The 20,823-nt window shown below is 35.2% G+C and carries 16 protein-coding genes; 1 reads left to right on the top strand and 15 read right to left on the bottom strand.

Annotation, left to right across the window (positions count from 1 at the left end; all coding sequences use genetic code 11):
• From BUE24_RS20205 to BUE24_RS20190, 4 genes are all read right to left on the bottom strand, one after another.
• Positions 1-966: a DUF368 domain-containing protein gene (locus BUE24_RS20205; RefSeq protein WP_073320342.1), complete on the bottom strand. Its 966-nt coding sequence runs from the start codon at positions 964-966 to the stop codon at positions 1-3.
• Between the two features lie 81 nt (positions 967-1,047).
• Entirely contained in the window at positions 1,048-2,439 is a 1,392-nt protein-coding gene (locus tag BUE24_RS20200; RefSeq protein ID WP_073320340.1) for a tetratricopeptide repeat protein, read from the bottom strand.
• A 316-nt stretch (positions 2,440-2,755) separates the two neighbouring features.
• On the bottom strand, positions 2,756-3,958 hold the full coding sequence (locus tag BUE24_RS20195; RefSeq protein WP_073320338.1) for an aspartate aminotransferase family protein: 1,203 nt from the start codon (positions 3,956-3,958) through the stop codon (positions 2,756-2,758).
• 17 nt (positions 3,959-3,975) lie between these two features.
• Positions 3,976-5,853, bottom strand: a complete 1,878-nt coding sequence (locus tag BUE24_RS20190; protein WP_073320806.1) for an OstA-like protein — start codon at positions 5,851-5,853, stop codon at positions 3,976-3,978.
• 434 nt (positions 5,854-6,287) lie between these two features.
• Between BUE24_RS20190 and BUE24_RS20185 the strand changes: the two genes are divergently transcribed.
• Complete coding sequence (locus BUE24_RS20185; RefSeq protein ID WP_073320337.1) at positions 6,288-7,436, top strand: TolB family protein; 1,149 nt, start codon at positions 6,288-6,290, stop codon at positions 7,434-7,436.
• A gap of 76 nt (positions 7,437-7,512) precedes the next feature.
• On the opposite strand, the gene BUE24_RS20180 is transcribed toward BUE24_RS20185, so the two are convergent.
• The 11 genes from BUE24_RS20180 to thrS all read right to left on the bottom strand — a co-directional run bounded on the left by BUE24_RS20180 (position 7,513) and on the right by thrS (position 20,466).
• Positions 7,513-8,784 carry an adenylosuccinate synthase gene (locus tag BUE24_RS20180; protein WP_073320335.1) on the bottom strand — a complete coding sequence of 424 codons (1,272 nt, stop codon included), beginning with the start codon at positions 8,782-8,784 and terminating at the stop codon, positions 7,513-7,515.
• Complete coding sequence (locus BUE24_RS20175) at positions 8,784-9,251, bottom strand: Fur family transcriptional regulator (protein WP_073320333.1); 468 nt, start codon at positions 9,249-9,251, stop codon at positions 8,784-8,786. Before BUE24_RS20175 ends, BUE24_RS20180 begins: the two co-directional genes overlap by 1 nt.
• A 30-nt stretch (positions 9,252-9,281) precedes the next feature.
• Positions 9,282-11,486 carry a RelA/SpoT family protein gene (locus tag BUE24_RS20170; RefSeq protein WP_073320331.1) on the bottom strand — a complete coding sequence of 735 codons (2,205 nt, stop codon included), beginning with the start codon at positions 11,484-11,486 and terminating at the stop codon, positions 9,282-9,284.
• A 172-nt stretch (positions 11,487-11,658) separates the two neighbouring features.
• On the bottom strand, positions 11,659-12,891 hold the full coding sequence (locus BUE24_RS20165) for a M48 family metallopeptidase (protein ID WP_073320329.1): 1,233 nt from the start codon (positions 12,889-12,891) through the stop codon (positions 11,659-11,661).
• 99 nt (positions 12,892-12,990) lie between these two features.
• On the bottom strand, positions 12,991-13,797 hold the full coding sequence (locus BUE24_RS20160; protein ID WP_073320327.1) for a TrmH family RNA methyltransferase: 807 nt from the start codon (positions 13,795-13,797) through the stop codon (positions 12,991-12,993).
• Positions 13,798-13,835: 38 nt separating this feature from the next.
• On the bottom strand, positions 13,836-16,607 hold the full coding sequence (locus BUE24_RS20155; RefSeq protein ID WP_073320325.1) for an ATP-binding protein: 2,772 nt from the start codon (positions 16,605-16,607) through the stop codon (positions 13,836-13,838).
• Positions 16,608-16,613: 6 nt separating this feature from the next.
• Positions 16,614-17,018 carry a hypothetical protein gene (locus BUE24_RS20150; RefSeq protein ID WP_073320322.1) on the bottom strand — a complete coding sequence of 135 codons (405 nt, stop codon included), beginning with the start codon at positions 17,016-17,018 and terminating at the stop codon, positions 16,614-16,616.
• A 176-nt stretch (positions 17,019-17,194) separates the two neighbouring features.
• The gene (gene rplT, locus BUE24_RS20145; protein ID WP_073320319.1) at positions 17,195-17,539 is read right to left on the bottom strand and encodes a 50S ribosomal protein L20; all 345 of its coding nucleotides are present in this window, start codon (positions 17,537-17,539) and stop codon (positions 17,195-17,197) included.
• 134 nt (positions 17,540-17,673) lie between these two features.
• Positions 17,674-17,871, bottom strand: a complete 198-nt coding sequence (gene rpmI / locus BUE24_RS20140) for a 50S ribosomal protein L35 (RefSeq protein WP_027394180.1) — start codon at positions 17,869-17,871, stop codon at positions 17,674-17,676.
• A gap of 64 nt (positions 17,872-17,935) precedes the next feature.
• Positions 17,936-18,445, bottom strand: a complete 510-nt coding sequence (gene infC, locus BUE24_RS20135) for a translation initiation factor IF-3 (RefSeq protein ID WP_073320316.1) — start codon at positions 18,443-18,445, stop codon at positions 17,936-17,938.
• A 74-nt stretch (positions 18,446-18,519) separates the two neighbouring features.
• A complete protein-coding gene (gene thrS, locus BUE24_RS20130) occupies positions 18,520-20,466 on the bottom strand; it encodes a threonine--tRNA ligase (protein WP_073320313.1) in 1,947 nt (648 codons plus the stop codon).
• Between the last annotated feature and the right edge of the window lie 357 nt (positions 20,467-20,823).

The following is a 20,823-nucleotide window of genomic DNA, read 5'->3' as shown; positions in this document are numbered from 1 at the left end:
TCAATTGGCCTTTTTTGTAGCTAGACGCTCAAGAGTAAAAATTAATAAAAAACCAATAATTATAAATAGTATTACCAACAATATTTTTGGATCTCCATCAAAGTGACTAGGAAGAATGCTTTTTTCTATAAAAGGAACTTGTATTCCTTCAGAGTTGGTACGCCAAGAGAGTACTTTTTTCCAGGGCCATAACTTATTAAGGGATCCAATCATGAATCCTGTAAGGATGGCTAAGGTGGTATTTTTATGATTTTTGAACATCCAGTTAAGGACTTTCGAAAACAATTTCAATCCGGCGATAGCACCGAGGGCAATCAATAAAATTTTTAGAATTGCCTGGTATAATAGCTCCCAATCAAAATTTACAATACCATCTCTAAATTGATTTAGAATATCAATAAATGTTTGATAGGCTCCTAAGATTAATAGGATAAAAGCACCAGAGACACCCGGCAAGATCATAGCAATAATTGCAATGAATCCGCAAAAAATCAGGTACCAATTGCTATCTGGAGAAGCAAAAGGTTCTGCTATGGTAATAAAATAAGAAACTACCCCAGCAATAATGACTCCTATCCATACTTTTGGGGTCCATTTGGTGATTTGTTTTCCTATGTAAAATATACTAGCAATTACCAAACCAAAGAAAAACGCCCAGAGTAATAAGGGTTGATTGTGTAATAACCATTTGATGAGTTTGGCTAAAGAAAGAATACTAATAGCTATACCCAAAAATAAAGCTACTAAAAAAGATAGGTTGTATTTTTTCCACGATACCAGAAAACCTTCTTTTTTCCAGGTTTTGAAGAAACCAAGATCAAGCGAGTTGATGGTTTCAATTAATTCTTCATAAATACCAGATATAAAGGCGATGGTTCCTCCAGAAACACCAGGTACAACATCTGCTGCGCCCATGGCTAGCCCTTTAACCGAAATCACTAGGTAGTCCTTAAGATTTCTATGCATTCTTTTTGTTTTGGTTATAGTCAAACAAATGTATGCATTTTTATGATGGAATACGAGAAGAAAAAAAGGTGTTTATTTCTTTTACTTGCTGTATTCTGAGACGATATTTTTTACCAGGGTAAGGTTGTATACTTTTTCGAATAATTCCTCTAATACGATTAGATATTCATGATCCGTAGCGAGCCCTTTTCTCAAATGGAATTCTCCTTTTTCAAAATCGGCGTTTTCATAATACAGCCCGGCTAATCGATAATGAATTTCAGCATTTTCGGGATAAAATTCTACCGCTTGGTGCAGGTTTTGAATAGCTGCTTTGGGCTCTCCCAAAAAACGTAAAATATCAGATCTGTTGTTCCAGGTTTCCAGTTCATAATTACCCAATTCGATGGCTTTACGATATCCTCTTTCTGCTTCTTCAAAAAACGCAAGCTTATTATTGATTTTTGCATATCGTTTCCAATACAACACGTTTTCTGAATCTATATTGATGGCTTTATTGATATAGTATAGTGCTTTCTGGTAATTACGTTTTCTCATATAGAAATCGGTGATTGCAATCCACCCTTTATCTAATAAAGGATCTTCGTGCACCGTTTTGGTATAATGCTGAAGTGCTAAATCATCATTACCTAATTTTTCAAAACATTTACCGATACGCAATAAGGCAAAAGAAGTAGGGTCATCTAATTCTAGGGTGATTCTATAATTTTCTATAGCTTCGTTATTCCGGTTTAGCTTTTCTAGCACTTTTCCTTTTTCCAGATAAGCTCCAATAAAATATTCATCACTAATAATAGCAAAGTCAAAAGCTGCTAAGGCCTTTTCATAATCTTTTAAATCAAAATATTGTTTTCCAACCTGATGCCATGCTACTTCGCAATAAGGATTTTTGTCCAGAAACATATTGAGGTAATCAATGGCCTCCTCGTGTTGTTCCAGAAAATCAAAACAATAAATCACATTGTATAAAGCAGAGTAATCTTGATCGTCTGCTTCGAGACATCTCATGAAATTTGTTTTGGCATTTTCAAAATCGTCCATAAACAGATATTCCATTCCTATCAATGAATAAACATCTGCAGGGTCATTCGTATATTGAAGTGCCATGTTTAATAATTCTATGGCTTTTTTATGTTCGTTTTGTTTGGATAAAATATTTGCTTTTTGGATATAGATTTCTTCATTCTCTGGTTCTATGGCGTGCAATTGCGCTAGCAAATTATCCGCTTTTTCCAATCGATCTTCAAAAACCAATACTTCTACTTGTAGTAATTTCAAGTTTACAGAAGATGGGTGTTGAGAAAGTCCTAAAGAGATCGCTTTTTTAGCTTTGGCAATTTTTCCGTTTTCAAGATAATGATGGATAATAGACTCAAATTCATCAGAATCAAAAAACTTCACATCATTAGATCTCAGCATAGACTCATATCGAGTAATTGAGAAATTGTTTTCTTCTTCGTGGTTAAATTTCATACACGTTGATTAAAGATGCTCAATAAATGGACAGTAATGTCAAACTGATTTTGTTTTCCCCAACAAAAACGAATAATTAATACATCCCATACTTCATTTATTTTCGCACTATTGATTTCCTCAGTATTAAAATTACAAATGAAATTGCATGTTTTAACTTGAGCAATCAATTGTTTTTAACAAACTAATTAACAAAATATGTACCATTTGTAAAATGACCATATTTTGTCAGTCACTATGAGTTTTTAGAAAAGAGTAAGGATTGTGTGTTTAGTTGGAATAGTAGGTTTAAGATAACATTTTTGAGGACAAAATGCTAATTTTTAGCTAGTTTTCTTTCTTGTAAGAGCTCATCTAATACAGAGATGATGATGGCACAACCTTCTTTTATTTCTGCTGTAGAAATGGTAAGAGGAGGGGTAATGCGTACTGCTCTTGGCTCAAATAACAACCAGAATAAGATAAGCCCTTTATCCTGACATCGTAGTACTACTTCGTTCGTAATTTCTGAAGAAGGAGTCATAAAAGCTAACATGAGTCCGATTCCTCTAATTTCTTCAATCAAAGGGTGTACCAGTAAGGACCTGAATAATTTTTCTTTTTCTAGCGTTTCTGCCATTAAGTCACTCTCGGTAATTTCTTGTAGTGTTGCCAATGCAGCTGAAGCAATAACCGGATTGCCTCCAAAAGTGGTAATATGACCTAGTTTTGGTTGATCTTGTAAAGTATTCATGTGGTCTTCCGAAGCAGTAAAAGCTCCAATAGGTAGTCCTCCTCCCATACCTTTACCCATAACCACAATATCCGGAGTAAGTCCATAATTTTGAAAACCAAATAGCTTACCAGTTCTCCCAAACCCTGGTTGTATTTCATCCAGTATCAGAAGTGCTCCAACTTCATGACAGCGTTTACTGACTTTTTTGAGATAGTCATTACTCGGAGTAATAAAACCGGCACCTCCCTGTATCGTTTCCAAAATTACTCCAGCCGTACTTGTAGTAATCTGCTCAAGTTCTTGTTCGTTATTAAACGTGATGAATTTGACATCGGGTATCAAAGGTCTAAATGCTTGTTTGCGTTCTTCATACCCCATAACACTCATGGATCCCATGGTGTTTCCATGATAGGCATGCTTTGCTGCAATGATTTCACTTCGTCCGGTAACCCTGCGTGCTAATTTTAGAGAACCTTCAATAGCTTCGGTACCTGAGTTGGTTAAATACGTTTTTGATAAAGAAGAGGGTAGGTGATGGGCGAGTAATTTAGTCAATGCTACCGCTGGTTCCTGGATATACTCACCGTACACCATTACATGAAGATATTTATCAAGTTGCTCCTTTACGGATTCTACAACTCTAGGGTGCCTGTGTCCCAAACTACACGCCGATACTCCGGCTACAAAATCCAAATATTTTTTACCAGCACGATTATAGATATAAGAACCCTCGGCATGTGATATTTCCATGGCCAATGGGTGAGGTGTGGTTTGTGCCTGATATTTGAAAAAGTCCTTTTTCAAGATGCAATGGTCTTACATTAATTGTTGGATAACCTTTGCAAGCTATCCTTTTGCTTGACATGTTTTAGCGTAGTAACCGTAATACTATCTCTCTGTCTAGCCGTACGTTGCAGATCCATGTCGATAAAAGAACTCTTTTTCTTAGTGTCTTTTTTTTGTGTATCAATTTCTTCCTGTATCTTTTGCTGTACAGGAGAAGAAATGGAATCCAACTCTTCGTTGGTTTTTTTCAATTCAGCATCTTTTAACTCCTGCTCTAGCAAGCGAGAGCCTTCTGATTTACTTTCTTCCAAACGTTTTACCGTTTCCTCATCAAAGAAATCTGCTTCATCTTTTGGTAAAGGGATTCCAGTTATTTTAGTTAATTTAGGAGGTTTTTCTCCTCGAAATAGATCTGCCTTGCTGTTAATTCTTTCATCACCCCGCCAATGAAACCCAGATAATTCTCTAGCATTTTCTGGCAAATCAATTTCTCGGTACAAGGTTCCATCAACGTTTTGATAATAGTAGACATCTACGATTTCTCTTTGTTCTAATAACAATTTAATAGAACTGGATAATACTTTGTTGATACCAATAAGCTTAAGATCTCCCTCGCTTTCTCTTTGATAAAAGATAGTTTCGGTGTTTTTATCAATATCTACCTGATAGATTTCATTATCCTTAAACAGACCATAAAGTGTTTGTCCTTTTACCTGATTAAATCCAGCTTTTAAAGTATCTTCTTGGACCAAAAAAGCATTTTGATAGACTAGTAATGAATCTAGTTTTTCGGTTTCTTTGTTAGAGATAATTTTTATAGTATCTCCAGTCATTTGATTTCTTTGAGACCAAATGATAGGCCTTCCGATCATTTTGGTATACCCCGTAGTTTGATCTACATTAATAGAATCACTTTTACCGCTCATATTACTCTTATAGATCCTTACATCATAAAAGCCATTCATGATCCGATGTTCGGGTTTTCCGGTTACCATCAAAGTATCACTATGGATATAAATCGAATCGTTTTCTTGTAAGGTAGCCGCAAGCGCTCTTTTTGTGATAAATACGGAATCCTTGTCTTTGAAAACTTCGGCATAATGCCCTGTAATTACTGAATTGTTAGCAGTGTCAAGAACTTTTATGTTGTTCGTGGCTGAAGCAAATTGAATGGCGCTATTATAAAAAATACTATCTCCAAAAACTGTTCGATTGTCATAATCAATACGTGCGTTTTTGATAGCATATCCTGTTTTTACTTTGGTGTCATAGAACCCGCGCTCACAATAGAGCGTACTTTCTTTTCCCTTTACTGTAGAGGGGCCATACAAATAAGCATGTCCGTTTTCTGTGTAATAATCTAATCGATCCGAATCTACAGTGTTTTCTGGGTTTACAATTTTTACATCGGTATTAAACGAGTATTGTTTTCTATCCATAAAATAGCGTCCAATACGACTAGTTAATGTGTTCGAAGAATCCCTTACTGTGCCCCCGCTACGGTAATAGGCCTGTTGTCGTAATCGATCAAAGAATAAGGTGTCTGTTCTTAAAGTATTCGAAGGAGTCTCCATAAATACATTTTCACTGGCATATGCAAATTGTGTATCCCCATTGTATTCTGCATATGTGCTAGTCATGGTAATCGTATCCCCTTGGATCATTTTTACATTTCCTAAGGCTTTCACGAATCTATCCTCACTATAATGAATGGCTTGATCACACCAGATTTCAATACCTTCATGTTGCATATATACCTGCTCATCTACTTTGGCAAGGATAGTGGCACCAGGAAATCTGTTTTGATCCTTAATGGTACGATCGGATTGTACTTTTATCGGTTTTCCTTCCTGAGCAAAGGATAAAGCACTCAACAGAAGACAAAAAACAATATAGAGAAATGTATTTTTCAAGTATTTCAAATTTGTATGCAAAATAACGAAAATTGTATCTAATGATTGTTCAAATAGTAAATACTTATTCTTGTTTTTGGTGTTGCATCAAATTTAGTTTTTTCAATGTCCCAAACAAGAAAGTTTTTTGTCCTTTATCACCCTAATATATATGGGGTATCCCTCATTTTAGAAAGGGGAGTGTTTGCAGTTTTTTTTACAGAAATTGAAATTTTCGGTTTTTTTAACATTATATATATTTAAGTATCAGTAAATTGTCCTTCGCTAACAAAAAATCATGAATCAATACTATGGGGATAGTATTGATCGACACTTCTTTTACGATTCAATTATTTAATTTTTAGAAGGTGCGGGAAATACCTTTTGAGAAGCTATGTTATGTGTTTGAATAAAAGGAGACTAAAGTTGTAATACACTCAACAAAAAAATAAAATATGTTTTTGAGAAAAAACCATTTGGGGCTGTTTTTTTTCTCGTTTTGTGGGATATTGTATTCCCAGGGGAAACAATTGGAGTTGGTACATCAGAATCTTGCTGATTATGAGTATGATGATAATCAATTTACTTTTACATTGGTAGAAGAAAATGAAGCTACATCAAATGACTATGTGGATTTGTTGGATAGCTTTACTTCATTAGCCATCGAGTCAGAAGGATATGAACTCCATATTTTAAACATCAACTCCAAAAATTCGGATTATGCTCCCTACTTTCATAATGAGGAGCTTGTGTTTTCTTCTTCTAGAAATACAAGGAGTATTTCAAAATCTTACGATGAAGAAAATAAACAGCCTTTTTCAGATTTATATATAGCTTCGAATAAATCTGATAAGGAGGTCATCAAAAAGGTAAAAGGAAACATAAATACCAGATTTCATGAATCTTCTGCGGTATTTAGTGAGGATGGAACAACTGTGTATTTTACAAGGAATAATTACGTCAATCATAGATGGAGTGCTAATGCTGAAGGCGAAGTACTTCTAAAAATTTATAAAGCCACTAATAAAAATGGGAAATGGGTAAATGTAGAAGAGTTGCCCTTTTGTAGTGATGAGTATTCGGTTGCGCATCCTGCGTTGTCTGCCGATGGAAAGGTGCTATACTTTGCAAGCGATATGCCTGGAAGTTATGGTAAGTCTGATTTATATGCGGTAGAAATTTTTGAGGATGGAACATTTGGTACTCCCTATAATTTAGGAGAGCAAATTAACACACCAGGTAGAGAAACATTTCCATTTGTCAGTGATAAAGGAAATTTGTTTTTCGCTAGTGATGGGCATATTGGCTATGGAAATCTTGATGTTTATATGGTATTGCAAGATGAAAATGCTATGTCTAAAGCATATAATTTGGGTTATCCAATTAATGGACCTAAAGATGATTTTACATTTGTGATTAACGAAGAAAATAAAGTTGGATATTTTGCTAGTAATCGGGATGGAGGCGAAGGTAATGACGATATTTACGGATTTAGGAAGCTTGTACCATTTCCAGAGTCGGGTCTAAACAAACCTAAAACCATGAAAAAAATGGAACGTATCATGAATATCAAAGAAAAAGATGTAGAAATTACTTCCTGGTAATTTTTATTTCTTGGTTATATAAAAGAAAAAGCTGCCCTTCAAGGCAGCTTTTTTATATGATACTAGTTATATCTTTTTATCTATGGATGGTTTGTTTTCTATCTGGTCCGACAGAAACAATAGTAATCGGAGTTTCTAGCTCCTTTTCCAAAAATGCAATGTATTCATTCAATTCTTTAGGAAGTTGAGAAGCCTCAGTCATTTGAGTAAGATCTTCTGACCATCCCTTCATCTCTGTATAAATTGGAGTTACATTTTCTGGTTCAATATTATATGGAAGGTGATCGATCGTTTTTCCTTTGTAAGAGTAGGCAGTACAAACTTTAAGCATATCAAAACCGCTTAATACATCGCCTTTCATCATCATTAGCTTGGTAACACCATTCACGTGAACTGCATATTTTAAAGCTACCAAATCAAGCCATCCACATCTTCTAGGTCGACCAGTAGTAGCCCCAAACTCATGACCTACACGAGCCATTGTTTCTCCGTTATCATCAAATAATTCTGTAGGGAAAGGACCGCTACCCACTCGAGTCGTATACGCTTTGAATATACCAAACACATCTTTGATTTTGTTTGGAGCAATTCCAAGACCTGTACATGCTCCAGCAGCAGTGGTGTTCGAAGAGGTAACAAATGGATACGTTCCAAAATCAATGTCTAGAAGTGATCCTTGTGCGCCTTCTGCCAAAATTGTTTTTCCTTCCTTTTGTGCTTGATGCAAGTATTCTTCACTATCAATAAAAGTAAGGGTTTTTAAGGTTTCAACGGCTTCGAAGAATTCATTTTCTAATTCTACCAAATCGTACTCGATTTTAGCATCATAGAAATCGATCATGGCTTCATGTTTGTTGGCTAGATTACGATAACGTTCTTTCCAGTCATCAAGCTCTAAATCACCAACGCGAATACCGTTTCTTCCGGTTTTGTCCATATAAGTAGGACCAATTCCTTTAAGAGTAGAACCGATTTTTGCTTTTCCTTTAGATGCTTCAGAAGCGGCATCCAAAATTCTATGGGTAGGTAAAATTAAATGTGCTTTTCTAGAGATAAGTAATTTGGATTTATAATCCAGATTGAACTTATTTAGGTTATCTAATTCTTTCTTGAAAATTACAGGGTCAATTACGACTCCGTTTCCAACCAAATTAATGGCTTTGTCATGAAAAATCCCACTTGGGATCGTATGCAATACATGTTTGATACCATCAAATTCTAAAGTATGTCCTGCATTTGGACCTCCTTGAAATCGTGCAATAATATCATAATCTTTGGTAAGAACGTCTACAATTTTTCCTTTACCTTCGTCTCCCCATTGAAGACCTAGCAATAAATTTACCGCCATTAGTTGTCTTGATTAGTTGGTTTCTTTTTAGTTCCGTAAAAATATAGTGAGTGGTTAGTGATATCCACGTCAAATATTTCTTCTATTGTTTTTTTAATGGATTGAATTCTAGGATCACAAAACTCAAGAACATCTCCGGTATCGGTCAAAATCAAATGATCGTGTTGCCTGTCAAAATATGATTTTTCATACTGGGCCTGATTTTGTCCAAATTGATGTTTTCGAACCAGTTTGCACTCCAAAAGAAGTTCGATAGTATTATATAGAGTAGCACGACTTACCCTATAATTTTTGTTTTTCATTTTGATATAGAGTGATTCTATGTCAAAATGCTCGTCACTTTCATAAATTTCCTGTAGAATTGCGTATCGTTCGGGTGTTTTACGGTGTCCGTTTTCTTCTAAGAAACTGGTAAACACGTTCTTAACGATGTTTTGGTCATTTTGTGTAGTTGCTCTAGTACTCATACGCTCAAAAACGCAAAGTTACATTATTTTTTATTCACGAACTACTTTATCAATACCACTTATTTTGGAAAGATTTTTCATTACTGTTTTTAGGGTATCTTTATTTCTTACTCCAACGGTAATTTTACCTGTAAATACACCATCATTAGTATCAAAATTCATATTGTAGATAGCCAAATGCATATTGTTTGAAATGATTTGTGTTACCTCATTTACTACTCCAATATTATCAATACCATTCAATTTAATAACGGCTTTAAACTCTTCTTGCGAAGAATCGATCCACTTTGCCGGCATGATGCGGTAAGCATAATTACTTTGTAGTTGTAGTGCGTTTGGACAATTGTTTTTGTGTACTTTAATACCTTCGTTTACGGTAATAAAACCAAAAACATCATCTCCGGGAATAGGATTACAACAGTTGGAAAGTTTATATTCCAGTTTTTCAGAATCTTTACCAAAAACTAGTAAATCATATTTCGAAGTAATTTCTTCTTTGTCTACATCTTTCACGTTTCCTCGGCGAATTCTATTTTTGATAAAATTCATGAAAACATTACTTCGGGTTGTAGCAAATTCCTTAATTTTCTGGTTATCTATAGTACCAATACCAACCCTGTAGAAAAGATCCAGACTTGTTTTCAATTTAAAATAGAGCACCAATTCGTTGACCACTTTTTCGCTCATGGTGATCTTTTGAGAACGAAGTTTTCGTTTTAGAATCACTTTACCCTCTTCCGCAATTTGCTTTTTCTCGTCTCTAAGTGCAGATTTTATTTTTGATCTGGCTCTAGCTGTGGTAGCGTAATCTAACCAACTCGAAGATGGTTTAGATTTAGGAGAAGTAATAATTTCTACTTGATCACCACTTTTCAATTCGTGACTGAGCGGTACCAATTTTCCGTTTACTCGAGATCCTCTGGTTCTAAGACCTACCTCGGTATGTACGCTAAAACCAAAGTCTAGTGCTGTAGCTCCTTTTGGAAGTGATTTAAGGTCTCCCTCGGGAGTAAACACAAATATTTCTTTAGAATAGAGGTTAAGTTTAAATTCTTCGACAAAATCAACAGCATTGGCTTCCGAGTTTTCTAAAGCCTCTTGTAGACGATTTAGCCATCCATCAAGACCCTGGTCTTGTTTCTCTTCAGTATTTTTGTATTTGTAATGCGCAGCATATCCTTTTTCTGCAATTTCATGCATACGCTCACTACGTATTTGTACTTCTACCCATTTACTATCAGGTCCGATTACGGTAATATGCAGTGCTTCATATCCTGTGGATTTGGGTTGAGAAATCCAATCTCTTAAACGAATAGGGTTGGGACGATAATAATCGGTTACAACCGTATAGATCTTCCAAGCAATGAACTTTTCATTTTCAAAATCTGATTTGTAAATAATCCGAATGGCAAATTTGTCATATACTTCATCAAATGAAATATTTTGCTTTACCATTTTTCTTCGGATCGAAAAAATAGACTTTGGTCTACCTTTGATATCGTAGGTTAACCCTTCTCTATCAAGTCCTTCCCTAATTTTGTCGGAAAATCTCTTGATGTAAGCATCTTGCTCTTCTTTGCTTTCCGTTATTTTTTCTAGGATGTCTTTATAAACTTCAGGCTCGGTGTATTTGAGGCCTAGGTCTTCAAGCTCTGTTTTGATATTGTAAAGCCCTATTCGATGGGCGAGAGGAGCGTAAATGTATAAAGTTTCGGATGCAATTTTGACTTGCTTATCAGGTCGCATGGCATCCATAGTTTGCATGTTGTGTAATCGATCTGCAATCTTAATGATAATTACCCGAACATCATCATTAAGGGTAAGTAGCATTTTTCTGAAGTTTTCTGCTTGCAGCGATATGTCTTTATCTTTTTTTAAGGAAGAAATTTTGGTAAGTCCGTCAACAATACGAGCTACAGTTTCTCCAAACATCTGCTCGATATCTACCAGGGTATACTCGGTATCTTCTACTACATCGTGAAGTAAGGCCGCAGCGATAGATGTTGCATCCAAGCCTATTTCGCTAGCTACTATTTTGGCAACGGCGATAGGGTGAAAGATATAAGCTTCACCACTTTTGCGTCTCTGATCTTTATGAGCATCTACAGCAACATCAAAAGCCTGTCGTATTAGTTTTTTATCCTCTTTAGAAAGATCTCTATAACTAATACGAAGCAACTCTTTGTATTGCTTTGCAATCTGTTTGTTTTCTTCTTCGATAGCAGCTTCGGTCATAACTTAAAGTTTTCTAAGAAAGCCCTATTTAGCGTCTTGTGTGATATCCCCTTGTGATATATAGTGACAAAAATTGTGCCTTTCACTATTATTGTCAATCAACCAGAAATTGTGGCATATAATAATTAAAAATACAATTAAGAATTGTAACCACCAAGGACTTATAATTGATTTATTTTCTCAGGTTTCTTATTCGCTGAAGCAGAGTAGGGTGCGAGTAATGGATAAACACCATAGCAGGATGTGGTGTTAAATTACTGAAATTATTTTTAGAAAGTTTTTTAAGACTATTGATAAGTGCTTCGCTATTGTAGGTCTCTTTTGCATAATCATCGGCCTGATACTCAAAAGCTCGTGATACCACATTCATAATCAAACCGGTGATTTCAGAAATAGGACTATATAAAACACCAAAAGTGATAAGGCCAATATGAAACGATGGGGTATCTACTTTAAGCGCTTCAGACAACAAAGGGTTGGCGATAAAAAGTGATAAGAACCATAGGGTGATGCCTGTAAGCGCAACTGATAGTAAAAGATTAATGATTACATGACGTTTCTTGTAATGTCCAACTTCATGCGCAAGCACAGCAACAATTTCTTCCTTGTCCAGATCTTTAATAAGTGTATCGTAGAGTGTGATTCTTTTTTCACTACCAAATCCAGAGAAATATGCATTCGCCTTGGTACTTCTTTTGGAGCCGTCAATCACAAAAATATCTTTTAATTGAAATCCTACTTTTTTAGAATAGGCCTCTATAGTATTTCTTAGGTCACCAGGTTCTAAAGGTGTTTGTTTGTTGAAAATGGGAACGATCAATTTGGCATAAAACATATTCATCGCTACCGTAAAAATTGAAACCAACGTCCAGGCATAGATCCAAAAAGATTTTCCAGTAAGTTCATAAAACCACATGATCAATGCCAGCAGACTTCCCCCTACGATGATCATCATAATAATACCTTTAAATTTATCGATGATAAACGTCTTTCTTGTAGTCTTGTTAAAACCAAATTTTTCCTCGATCACAAAGATTTTGTAGTACACTGTTGGTGTGGATAAGATATCGCTTCCGATCATAATGATTCCAAAGAAAATGAGACCAACGACCACAGGATTGTCTGAAAAACTTCTTGCTAGCCGATCCACCCAGGCAAACCCATCTAAAAAAAAGAACAAGAGCATCATGACCAAAGAAATAGCAGAAGAAACTAGTTTGAACTTGTAATTTGCCCGTTTGTAGGCAATAGAATCTTCATATTCTTTTTGGGGATAAACATCAGAAAGTTCTTCAGGAATTTTATCGTTGTAATGTCTTGCATTAAGAATATCCAATAAAGAATCAATTAAAAAGACAATAACAATAATGGCAATGAGTAAATAAAACAGCGAGGTTGGGGTCATTAGTTATAGCAATTAGTCGTTCAATCCTTCTTGGGGTCAGTAGGAGAGGGTAAGGTAGTGATTTTAAATCTATTTATGACATAAAACTATAATCTTTTCCTAAATGAAATCTCTTTGACGTTTGGCTTCGAATACCAAAATTCCTGCAGCTACAGAAACATTCATAGAGTCGATCACTCCACTCATTGGGATTTTAATATTCTGGTCTGTACTGGTCAAAAAGACATTGCTTAGTCCAGTAGCTTCTGTACCGACTACTATAGCGGTTGGTTGGGTGTAATCTTGTATATGATAATCTACAGCATCTCGTAATGCTGCTCCGTATATAATGATATGTTGTTTTTTAAGAAAATCGATAATCTCTGAAGAACTACCTACAGCCAAATTGGTAGTAAATAGACATCCAATACTTGATCTTATGATGTTTGGGTTATATACATCTGTTTTCGGATTAGCAATTAATACAGCATCCAACTGGGCTGCATCAGCCGTACGTAGTAAGGCTCCGATATTTCCTGGTTTTTCAGGTGCTTCGGCAACTAGAATCAACGGGTTTTTGGATGGTAAAACAAGATCTTGAATATCAAGATTCTTAAAAGTCGCTACAGCTATAATACCTTCGGTTGTGGTTCTGTAAGAAAGTTTTTGATAAATTTCAGTAGTAATTTCGTATATCAACACTTGATATTGCAACTGACTTAGAATGGTGTCAACAGTTTCTGAGGGAATGATAGAGGAGCAGTAGTACAGTTGTGTAATGGTGTATCCTCCCTCTAATGCTAAGGAAAGCTCTCGCTGTCCCTCAATAACAAAAAGCCCTTCCTTCTTTCGAACTCTTGATTTTTCTTTAAGTTGATTTAGGAATTTTATTTTAGGATTTTGAAAGCTGGTAATCGTGTTTTGCATAAAAGCAAAGATAAGAATAGCGACCAGAAAAGAATAGATTAGGAGTTAGAAGGAGTAAAATCTTTTGCACATTTTTTTATCTCCTCAATTACATTTGGGTAAGACTGATCCAAGTTTTCAAACTCTTTTTGAATCAAATCAAACTTTTGCTCTTCTCTGGCAGCGGTTTCTATGGTTTGTAGAAGTGAAGCTTGGTTTGTTAAGCCAATAGTTTTGAAACTGGATTTTAGTTTATGCGCAAACTGTTGGGTTAATGTGTGATCTTTTGAAGCGATGGCATCGGATAATTTTTGATAATCTGTGGGGGTCGCATCCAAAAAGATTTGTAAAACCGAATGGATGATTTCGGTGTCATTATCAAAAGTTTTCTTTAAAAAAGATAAATCATGAAAAACCTTTTTTTCTTGTAAATCAGGAGTAGAATTGAGATGAACATGATCTTTTTTAGGTATAGTGCTGTTATGAGTATTCGGTTTTAAACTTAATAGAATTTCCTCTAACTCATTTTCATTTATTGGTTTTGTTAAATAAAAATCCATTCCAGATTCTGTAGCTCTTCTTTTGGATTCGGGGAAGACATCTGCAGAGCAGGCAATAATTGGAACTTGACTAGTTTTTGGGTTTTTAGATGCTCTAATTAATGCCGCAGCCTCAGGTCCATCCATTACAGGCATATGCATATCCATCAAAATCAAATCATAGGTTTCTTGTGCGACTAATTCTACAGCGATTTTTCCGTTTTCAGCCATTTGAACACCTACGTTCCAATTTGATAACAATTGTTGTATAAAGAATTGATTCATTTTATTATCCTCAACTACCAATACTTTTAACCCTGATAAATATTCGCTGTGTTTTTGTTGATTGTCGGAGCCTTTTTGATGATTAAGATTTCGTTTAAGGATGCTAATTTCATATTCAATGGTAAATTCAAATGAAGATCCTTTGCCAGGCTTACTTTTTGCAATTAAAGTACCACCCTGCATTTCTATAAGCTGCTTTGATATCGAAAGCCCTAAGCCTGTTCCTTCAATTTTGTTTTTACCTGGTTTGTGTACTTGGTAAAAACTCTCGAATATAGAGTTTAGTTTATCTTCGGGAATACCGATACCGGTATCTTTTACCTGGAAATGTAGTGCTACTTTTCCTGAAGTCATATTTTTTGTACTCACCTCTATCGAGATTTCTCCTTCGTGTGTAAACTTAATGGCATTGCCCAGTAGGTTGATTAGGATTTGATTAAGTCTGAGTTGGTCGCCAATAATGAACTTGGGAACCAATGATTCGATCTTCATTTTATATCCCAATCCTTTCTCGTCTGCTTTTATTTTGAAACCTCTCGAAACGTTAGAGATTAATTCATGTAGGTTAAAATCTGTTTTTTGCAGTGTGAGTTTACCAGCTTCAATTTTAGAAAAGTCTAAGATGTCATTAATCAAACCCAATAGATTTTCGGCAGAGAATTGAATACCATCCAGATTTTTTTGATCTACCATTGGATTCGTGAAATCACTCTTTTGTAAAATTCCGGTTAGTCCCAAAATTACATTTAGTGGAGTTCGTATTTCATGACTCATATTAGAAAGAAAGACAGATTTTGCTTTGGCAGATTTTTCGGCCATTACTTTGGCTTCTCTAATCTCGTTATCAATGATTTTTTTGTTGGTAATATCTCTAAAAAATGCATTAAAAAGATAATCGTCTTTAGTTTCAATAGCAACAATGGTTAGTTCTATATATACGATACTACCATCTCTTCTGTTTACCGAGGTTTCTACCCTTTTGTTGATCAAATCATCATCTCCGGTGGCGATATAATTATCAAAGCTATTCCGTAATTGTTGGCGTAGTTTATAAGGAACCAAAGAATAGATACTTTTACCAATAGTTTCTTCCCTTTTTAATTCTAAAATATTCTCAGCTTGCTTATTCCAATTGAGAACCGTTCCCTGGCTGTTGGTTAGGATGGTGCCATCCATAGCCGTTTCCAAGATAATAGTTTTAAGGTGTTCGCTTTGTTTTAATTCTTCTTCGACTTTTTTCTTTTCGATAATCTCTTCTGTAAGTCTTTCATTTATTTGTTCTAGACTGAACAATTGTTTTTGCAACATTTTGAGCATTTGTTGCTTGCTAGGGAAAGTGATAAGGTCTTTGGATAAGATTTCTTCCGGAATTACATTGAGTATAGAGGTGAAAGATTCTAACAGATGATAAGACTGAAAGTATTTTTTATAAATATTGAGATAAATGTTGGTAATGGCATTAATGCCTAAACTGCCTTTTATCTTCGAATAAATCTCGTTAGAAAAATCGAGAAGGCTTTTCCTTTCTTTTATAACATCAATGGCATTAAAATCGTAAGCGGATTCTAAATATGTTTTTATGGCAATAATGTTAGGATCATTAAAGTTGCCAATCAATTCTGAAGATCTTTGCAGTACTCGTAGCAGAAAAATTTTACATAATATCAGTTCTTGCTCATCGACTGGATGAAATATTAGCTCAAAGCTTCGGTATTGTTTTAGAAAAGGATATTTGTGCTGTATTTTTTCTCGAAGCGATTCTGAATCTAGGGTTTCGGTAGTGATATATTTTTCGAGAAATAAATAAGTTTCTGGTAGGGTTTCTATCTTCTTTTGAAGGGAATGGAATTCGAAAGCTTTTATTTTGTTTTCTAGATTGAAGTCGATAGAAGACATGTCAATCTTCTTCCTTAAAGAATGGATCAGATCAACGATTTGTTGTTCTTCTTGATTCTTTGGAAGTTGGGCTTTTTTACTGGAGAGTATTCTTTTAAGCCACTGGATCATTCACTACTAGATTTTACTCGCTTTATATATTTTGTAAAAGCCCAATGCCGACAATGCCCATGTAAGGATCAAAGCAACAAACCAAATGTAGTTGCCCAAAGTATTCCCAAAAAGATTTTTAAAAATGTTGAAATTAAAAATGTGCGCAATTTGCATATGAAGGTGCCCAAGAGCCATGACTACAAATCCCCATGCAAGGAGGGTCATTCCCGAACCAAATTTTCCGCCTTTTAATCGTGTGGCGGTAAGAAAACTAAATATCAATGCAATTGCTAGAAAGGGCATTTCTAAGAGTCCAAATATTTGCTCCGCCTGAAGTGTGTCACTGGAATGCGCCGAATGTTCTTGCGCAAAGAGTCCTATGGGCGTGCCGAGGAATACCAGTACAGCAGTAGTGTAAGATTTTTTCATTTTATTTTGGGGGTTTTGATAAAAATAATGAAAAAATCCTTGTTTTCGGTATTTTTTACAGACAAAGTGAAGGGTTTTGTCGATAAAAGTCGTATTTGAAGGAGCTGTAAAAATGAAAAACCCGCGAAATTCGCGGGTTTTTTATATAAGTGAGATCGTTTATTGTTATAAAAAAATTACTTTACTTTTTCTACAATCGCTTTAAAAGCTTCAGGGTTGTTCATTGCTAAATCGGCAAGAACCTTACGGTTCAATTCGATGTTATTAGCTTTTACTTTTCCCATGAATTGAGAATAAGACATACCGTGTAAACGAGCACCTGCATTAATACGAGTGATCCATAAAGCACGGAAAGTTCTTTTTTTGTTTCTACGGTCTCTGTACGAATATTGCATCGCCTTGTCAACCGCATTTTTTGCTACTGTCCAAACGTTTTTACGTCTTCCAAAGTAACCTTTTGCTTGCTTAAGAACCTTTTTTCTTCTAGCTCTTTTTGCAACAGAATTAACTGATCTTGGCATAATTTTAAATTTTTTAGTAGTAGGCGGTCGATAAACGACACTTTGTTTGTTTTTTGATCCTTATAATTTACGAATCAAATTTTTAGAGCCTAACTCCTGGGTTTATATTAATTTTAACCTTGATTAAATTGTAATTACTTCAAACGTAATTGCTCTTTAATACTATTTTCATCGCTTTTGTGCACCAATGTAGAGTGCGTTAAAGCTAGCTTACGCTTTTTAGATTTTTTTGTCAGGATGTGACTCTTAAAAGCGTGCTTTCTTTTGATCTTACCGGTACCTGTCAACTTAAAACGTTTCTTGGCACTGGATTTTGTTTTCATTTTAGGCATTGTATCCTTAGTTTTATAATCTCACTTATTATCTTAAATCCTTGTTTATTTAAGGATGTTAGTTTTATTTCTTTGGCGCGATAAACATAATCATACGTTTACCCTCTAGCTTAGGCATTTGTTCCACTTTTCCGTACTCTTCTAATTCTTGAGCAAGTCTCAACAACAAAATTTGTCCTTGATCCTTATATATAATAGAACGGCCTTTAAAGAAAACGTATGCTTTTAATTTGGCACCTTCACTTAAGAATTTGATCGCATGTTTCTTTTTGAATTCATAATCATGCTCATCTGTGTTTGGTCCGAAACGGATTTCTTTAATGACTACTTTGGTTGCTTTGGCTTTAAGAGCTTTTTCTCTTTTTTTCTGTTCGTAAAGGAATTTTTTGTAATCCATTATTTTACAAACAGGTGGATTCGCTTTGGGCGATATCTCAACAAGATCAAGCCCTTGCTCTTCTGCAATCTGCAATGCTTTTCTGGTAGGGTATACACCTACCTCTACATTGTCACCAACTAATCTCACTTCGTCAACACGTATTTTATTGTTGATTCTGTGAGCGTCTTCTTTGATTATTCTGGCTGGCCTTTGAGACTTTCTTCTTCTTATTGCTATGACTTAAATTTTTTTAATTAAACTTTATTTTCTTATCCGTTAAACGGTTTTAGTGTATTATTAATTTCTTTTGTTACAATTTCTTTAAACTCTGCTATCGTAATAGCGCCTAGATCTTCACCTCCGTGCTTGCGTACAGATATGGTTTGATCTTTTTCTTCTTGTTCTCCGATGATTATAATATAAGGAAATTTATTCATTTCTGCTTCACGAATCTTTTTTCCTATCGTTTCATTTCTATCATCTGCAAGGGCGCGAATTTCGGCATTTTCTAACAAATTTAAAACTTTTTCGGAGTATTTTTCATATTTCTCGCTGATAGAGAGAACAATAGCTTGTTCTGGCATAAGCCACAGCGGGAAGTTTCCTCCGGTATGTTCTAGTAAGATAGCGATAAATCTTTCCATGCTTCCAAAGGGAGCTCTGTGTATCATTATCGGTCTGTGTAATTCATTATCGCTTCCTTTATAAGTAAGGTCAAAACGTTCGGGCAGATTGTAGTCTACCTGAATAGTTCCTAGTTGCCAGCTACGTCCAAGAGCATCTTTTACCATAAAATCCAGTTTAGGGCCGTAAAATGCAGCTTCTCCGCTTTCTACTACAAAGTCTAAGCCTTTGTCTTTAGCGGCATTGATAATAGCATTTTCTGCCTTTTCCCAGTTTTCTATATCACCGATATATTTTTCTGGTTTATCTAGATCCCGTACGGATACTTGCGCTGTAAAATTTTCAAAACCTAAAGATCCAAAAACATAAAGAACTAAGTCTATAACTTTTTTAAATTCTTCATCCAATTGGTCCGGAGTACAAAATATATGGGCGTCATCCTGGGTAAAACCTCTTACTCTTGTTAATCCATGCAATTCTCCGCTTTGTTCGTATCTATACACTGTACCAAACTCGGCGTATCGTATAGGTAGATCTCGATAGGACCAAGGTTCACTCTTATAAATTTCACAGTGGTGTGGGCAATTCATGGGTTTTAGTAAAAACTCTTCACCATCCGCGGGAGTATTGATAGGTTGAAAGCTATCTTCACCGTACTTTGCATAGTGACCAGAAGTTACATATAGTTCTTTTTGACCTATATGTGGTGTAACCACCATTTCGTATCCCGCTTTTTTCTGCGCTTTTTTCAAAAATTGTTCAAGGCGTTCTCTCAAAGCAGCTCCTTTAGGAAGCCATAATGGTAAACCTTGACCAACTTTTTGAGAAAATGTAAAAAGACCTAATTCTTTTCCTAGTTTGCGATGATCTCTTTTTTTGGCTTCTTCTAATAATTCAAGATACTCTTTTAATTCCTTTTGTTTTGGAAATGAAGTACCGTATACTCGAGTGAGCTGTTTGTTGTTTTCGTCACCTCGCCAATAGGCACCAGCAACACTCATAATTTTTACAGCTTTTATAATCCCTGTATTAGGGATATGGCCACCTCTACATAAATCGGTAAAGGAATCGTGATCACAAAAAGTGATGGTTCCATCTTCAAGATTCTCTATAAGCTCGGTCTTGTATTCGTTTCCTTCAGTTTGATATTTAGATAAGGCATCTGCTTTCGAAATCGATCTCATTTTGAAATCATGCTTACCTCTGGCAATTTCCAGCATTTTGTCTTCAATCTTTTTGAAGTCTTTATCTGAAATAGTATTCTCTCCAAGATCTACATCATAGTAGAAACCATTCTCTATTGATGGCCCAATAGATAATTTTACACCAGGGTACAGCTCTTCTAAGGCCTGTGCCAATACATGTGAAGAAGAATGCCAAAAGGCAGCTTTTCCTTCTTTGTCTTTCCAGGTATATAAAACAAGGTTACCATCTGTGGTTAATGTGGTAGAGGTTTCAATAGTGGTGTCATTAAACTTTGCTGAAATAACATTTCTGGCAAAACCTTCACTAATATCTTTGGCAACACCCATAGCAGTAATACCGCTATCGTATTCTCTAACCGAACCGTCTGGTAACGTAATTTTGATCATCTCTTTTATTAAATTAAAGTTGCAAAGATAATACGATAATAAAATCCTTACAATACTATAAGTAGATATTTAATAGGAAATAAATTTTCAGTGTTTTGAAAGGCTTAAAGATGGGTTGGGCCGATTCATTTTAATTTTTTTCAGTTGTAAGTAATGGTGTATTAGAGTGTTGGGTTTTTAGATTAAAAAAAGATTAAAAAAACTTTAAAAAAGTCTTGTTGGTAATTAAAAAGGCTGTATGTTTGCAGCCGCTAAACGGGAGGAGATTTGAGGGTAGATTTGGTTTAGTGATGTTCATTGACAGCTTCGGAAAAACTTTTTAAAAATATTTCAAAAAAGTTTTGGTGGATAAAAAAG

The sequence above is a fragment of the Aquimarina spongiae genome (genome assembly GCF_900141785.1).
Taxonomy (GTDB): Bacteria; Bacteroidota; Bacteroidia; order Flavobacteriales; family Flavobacteriaceae; genus Aquimarina; species Aquimarina spongiae.
The sequence above is the reverse complement of the archived record's forward strand: the minus strand, read 5'-3'. Positions and strand labels throughout refer to the sequence as shown.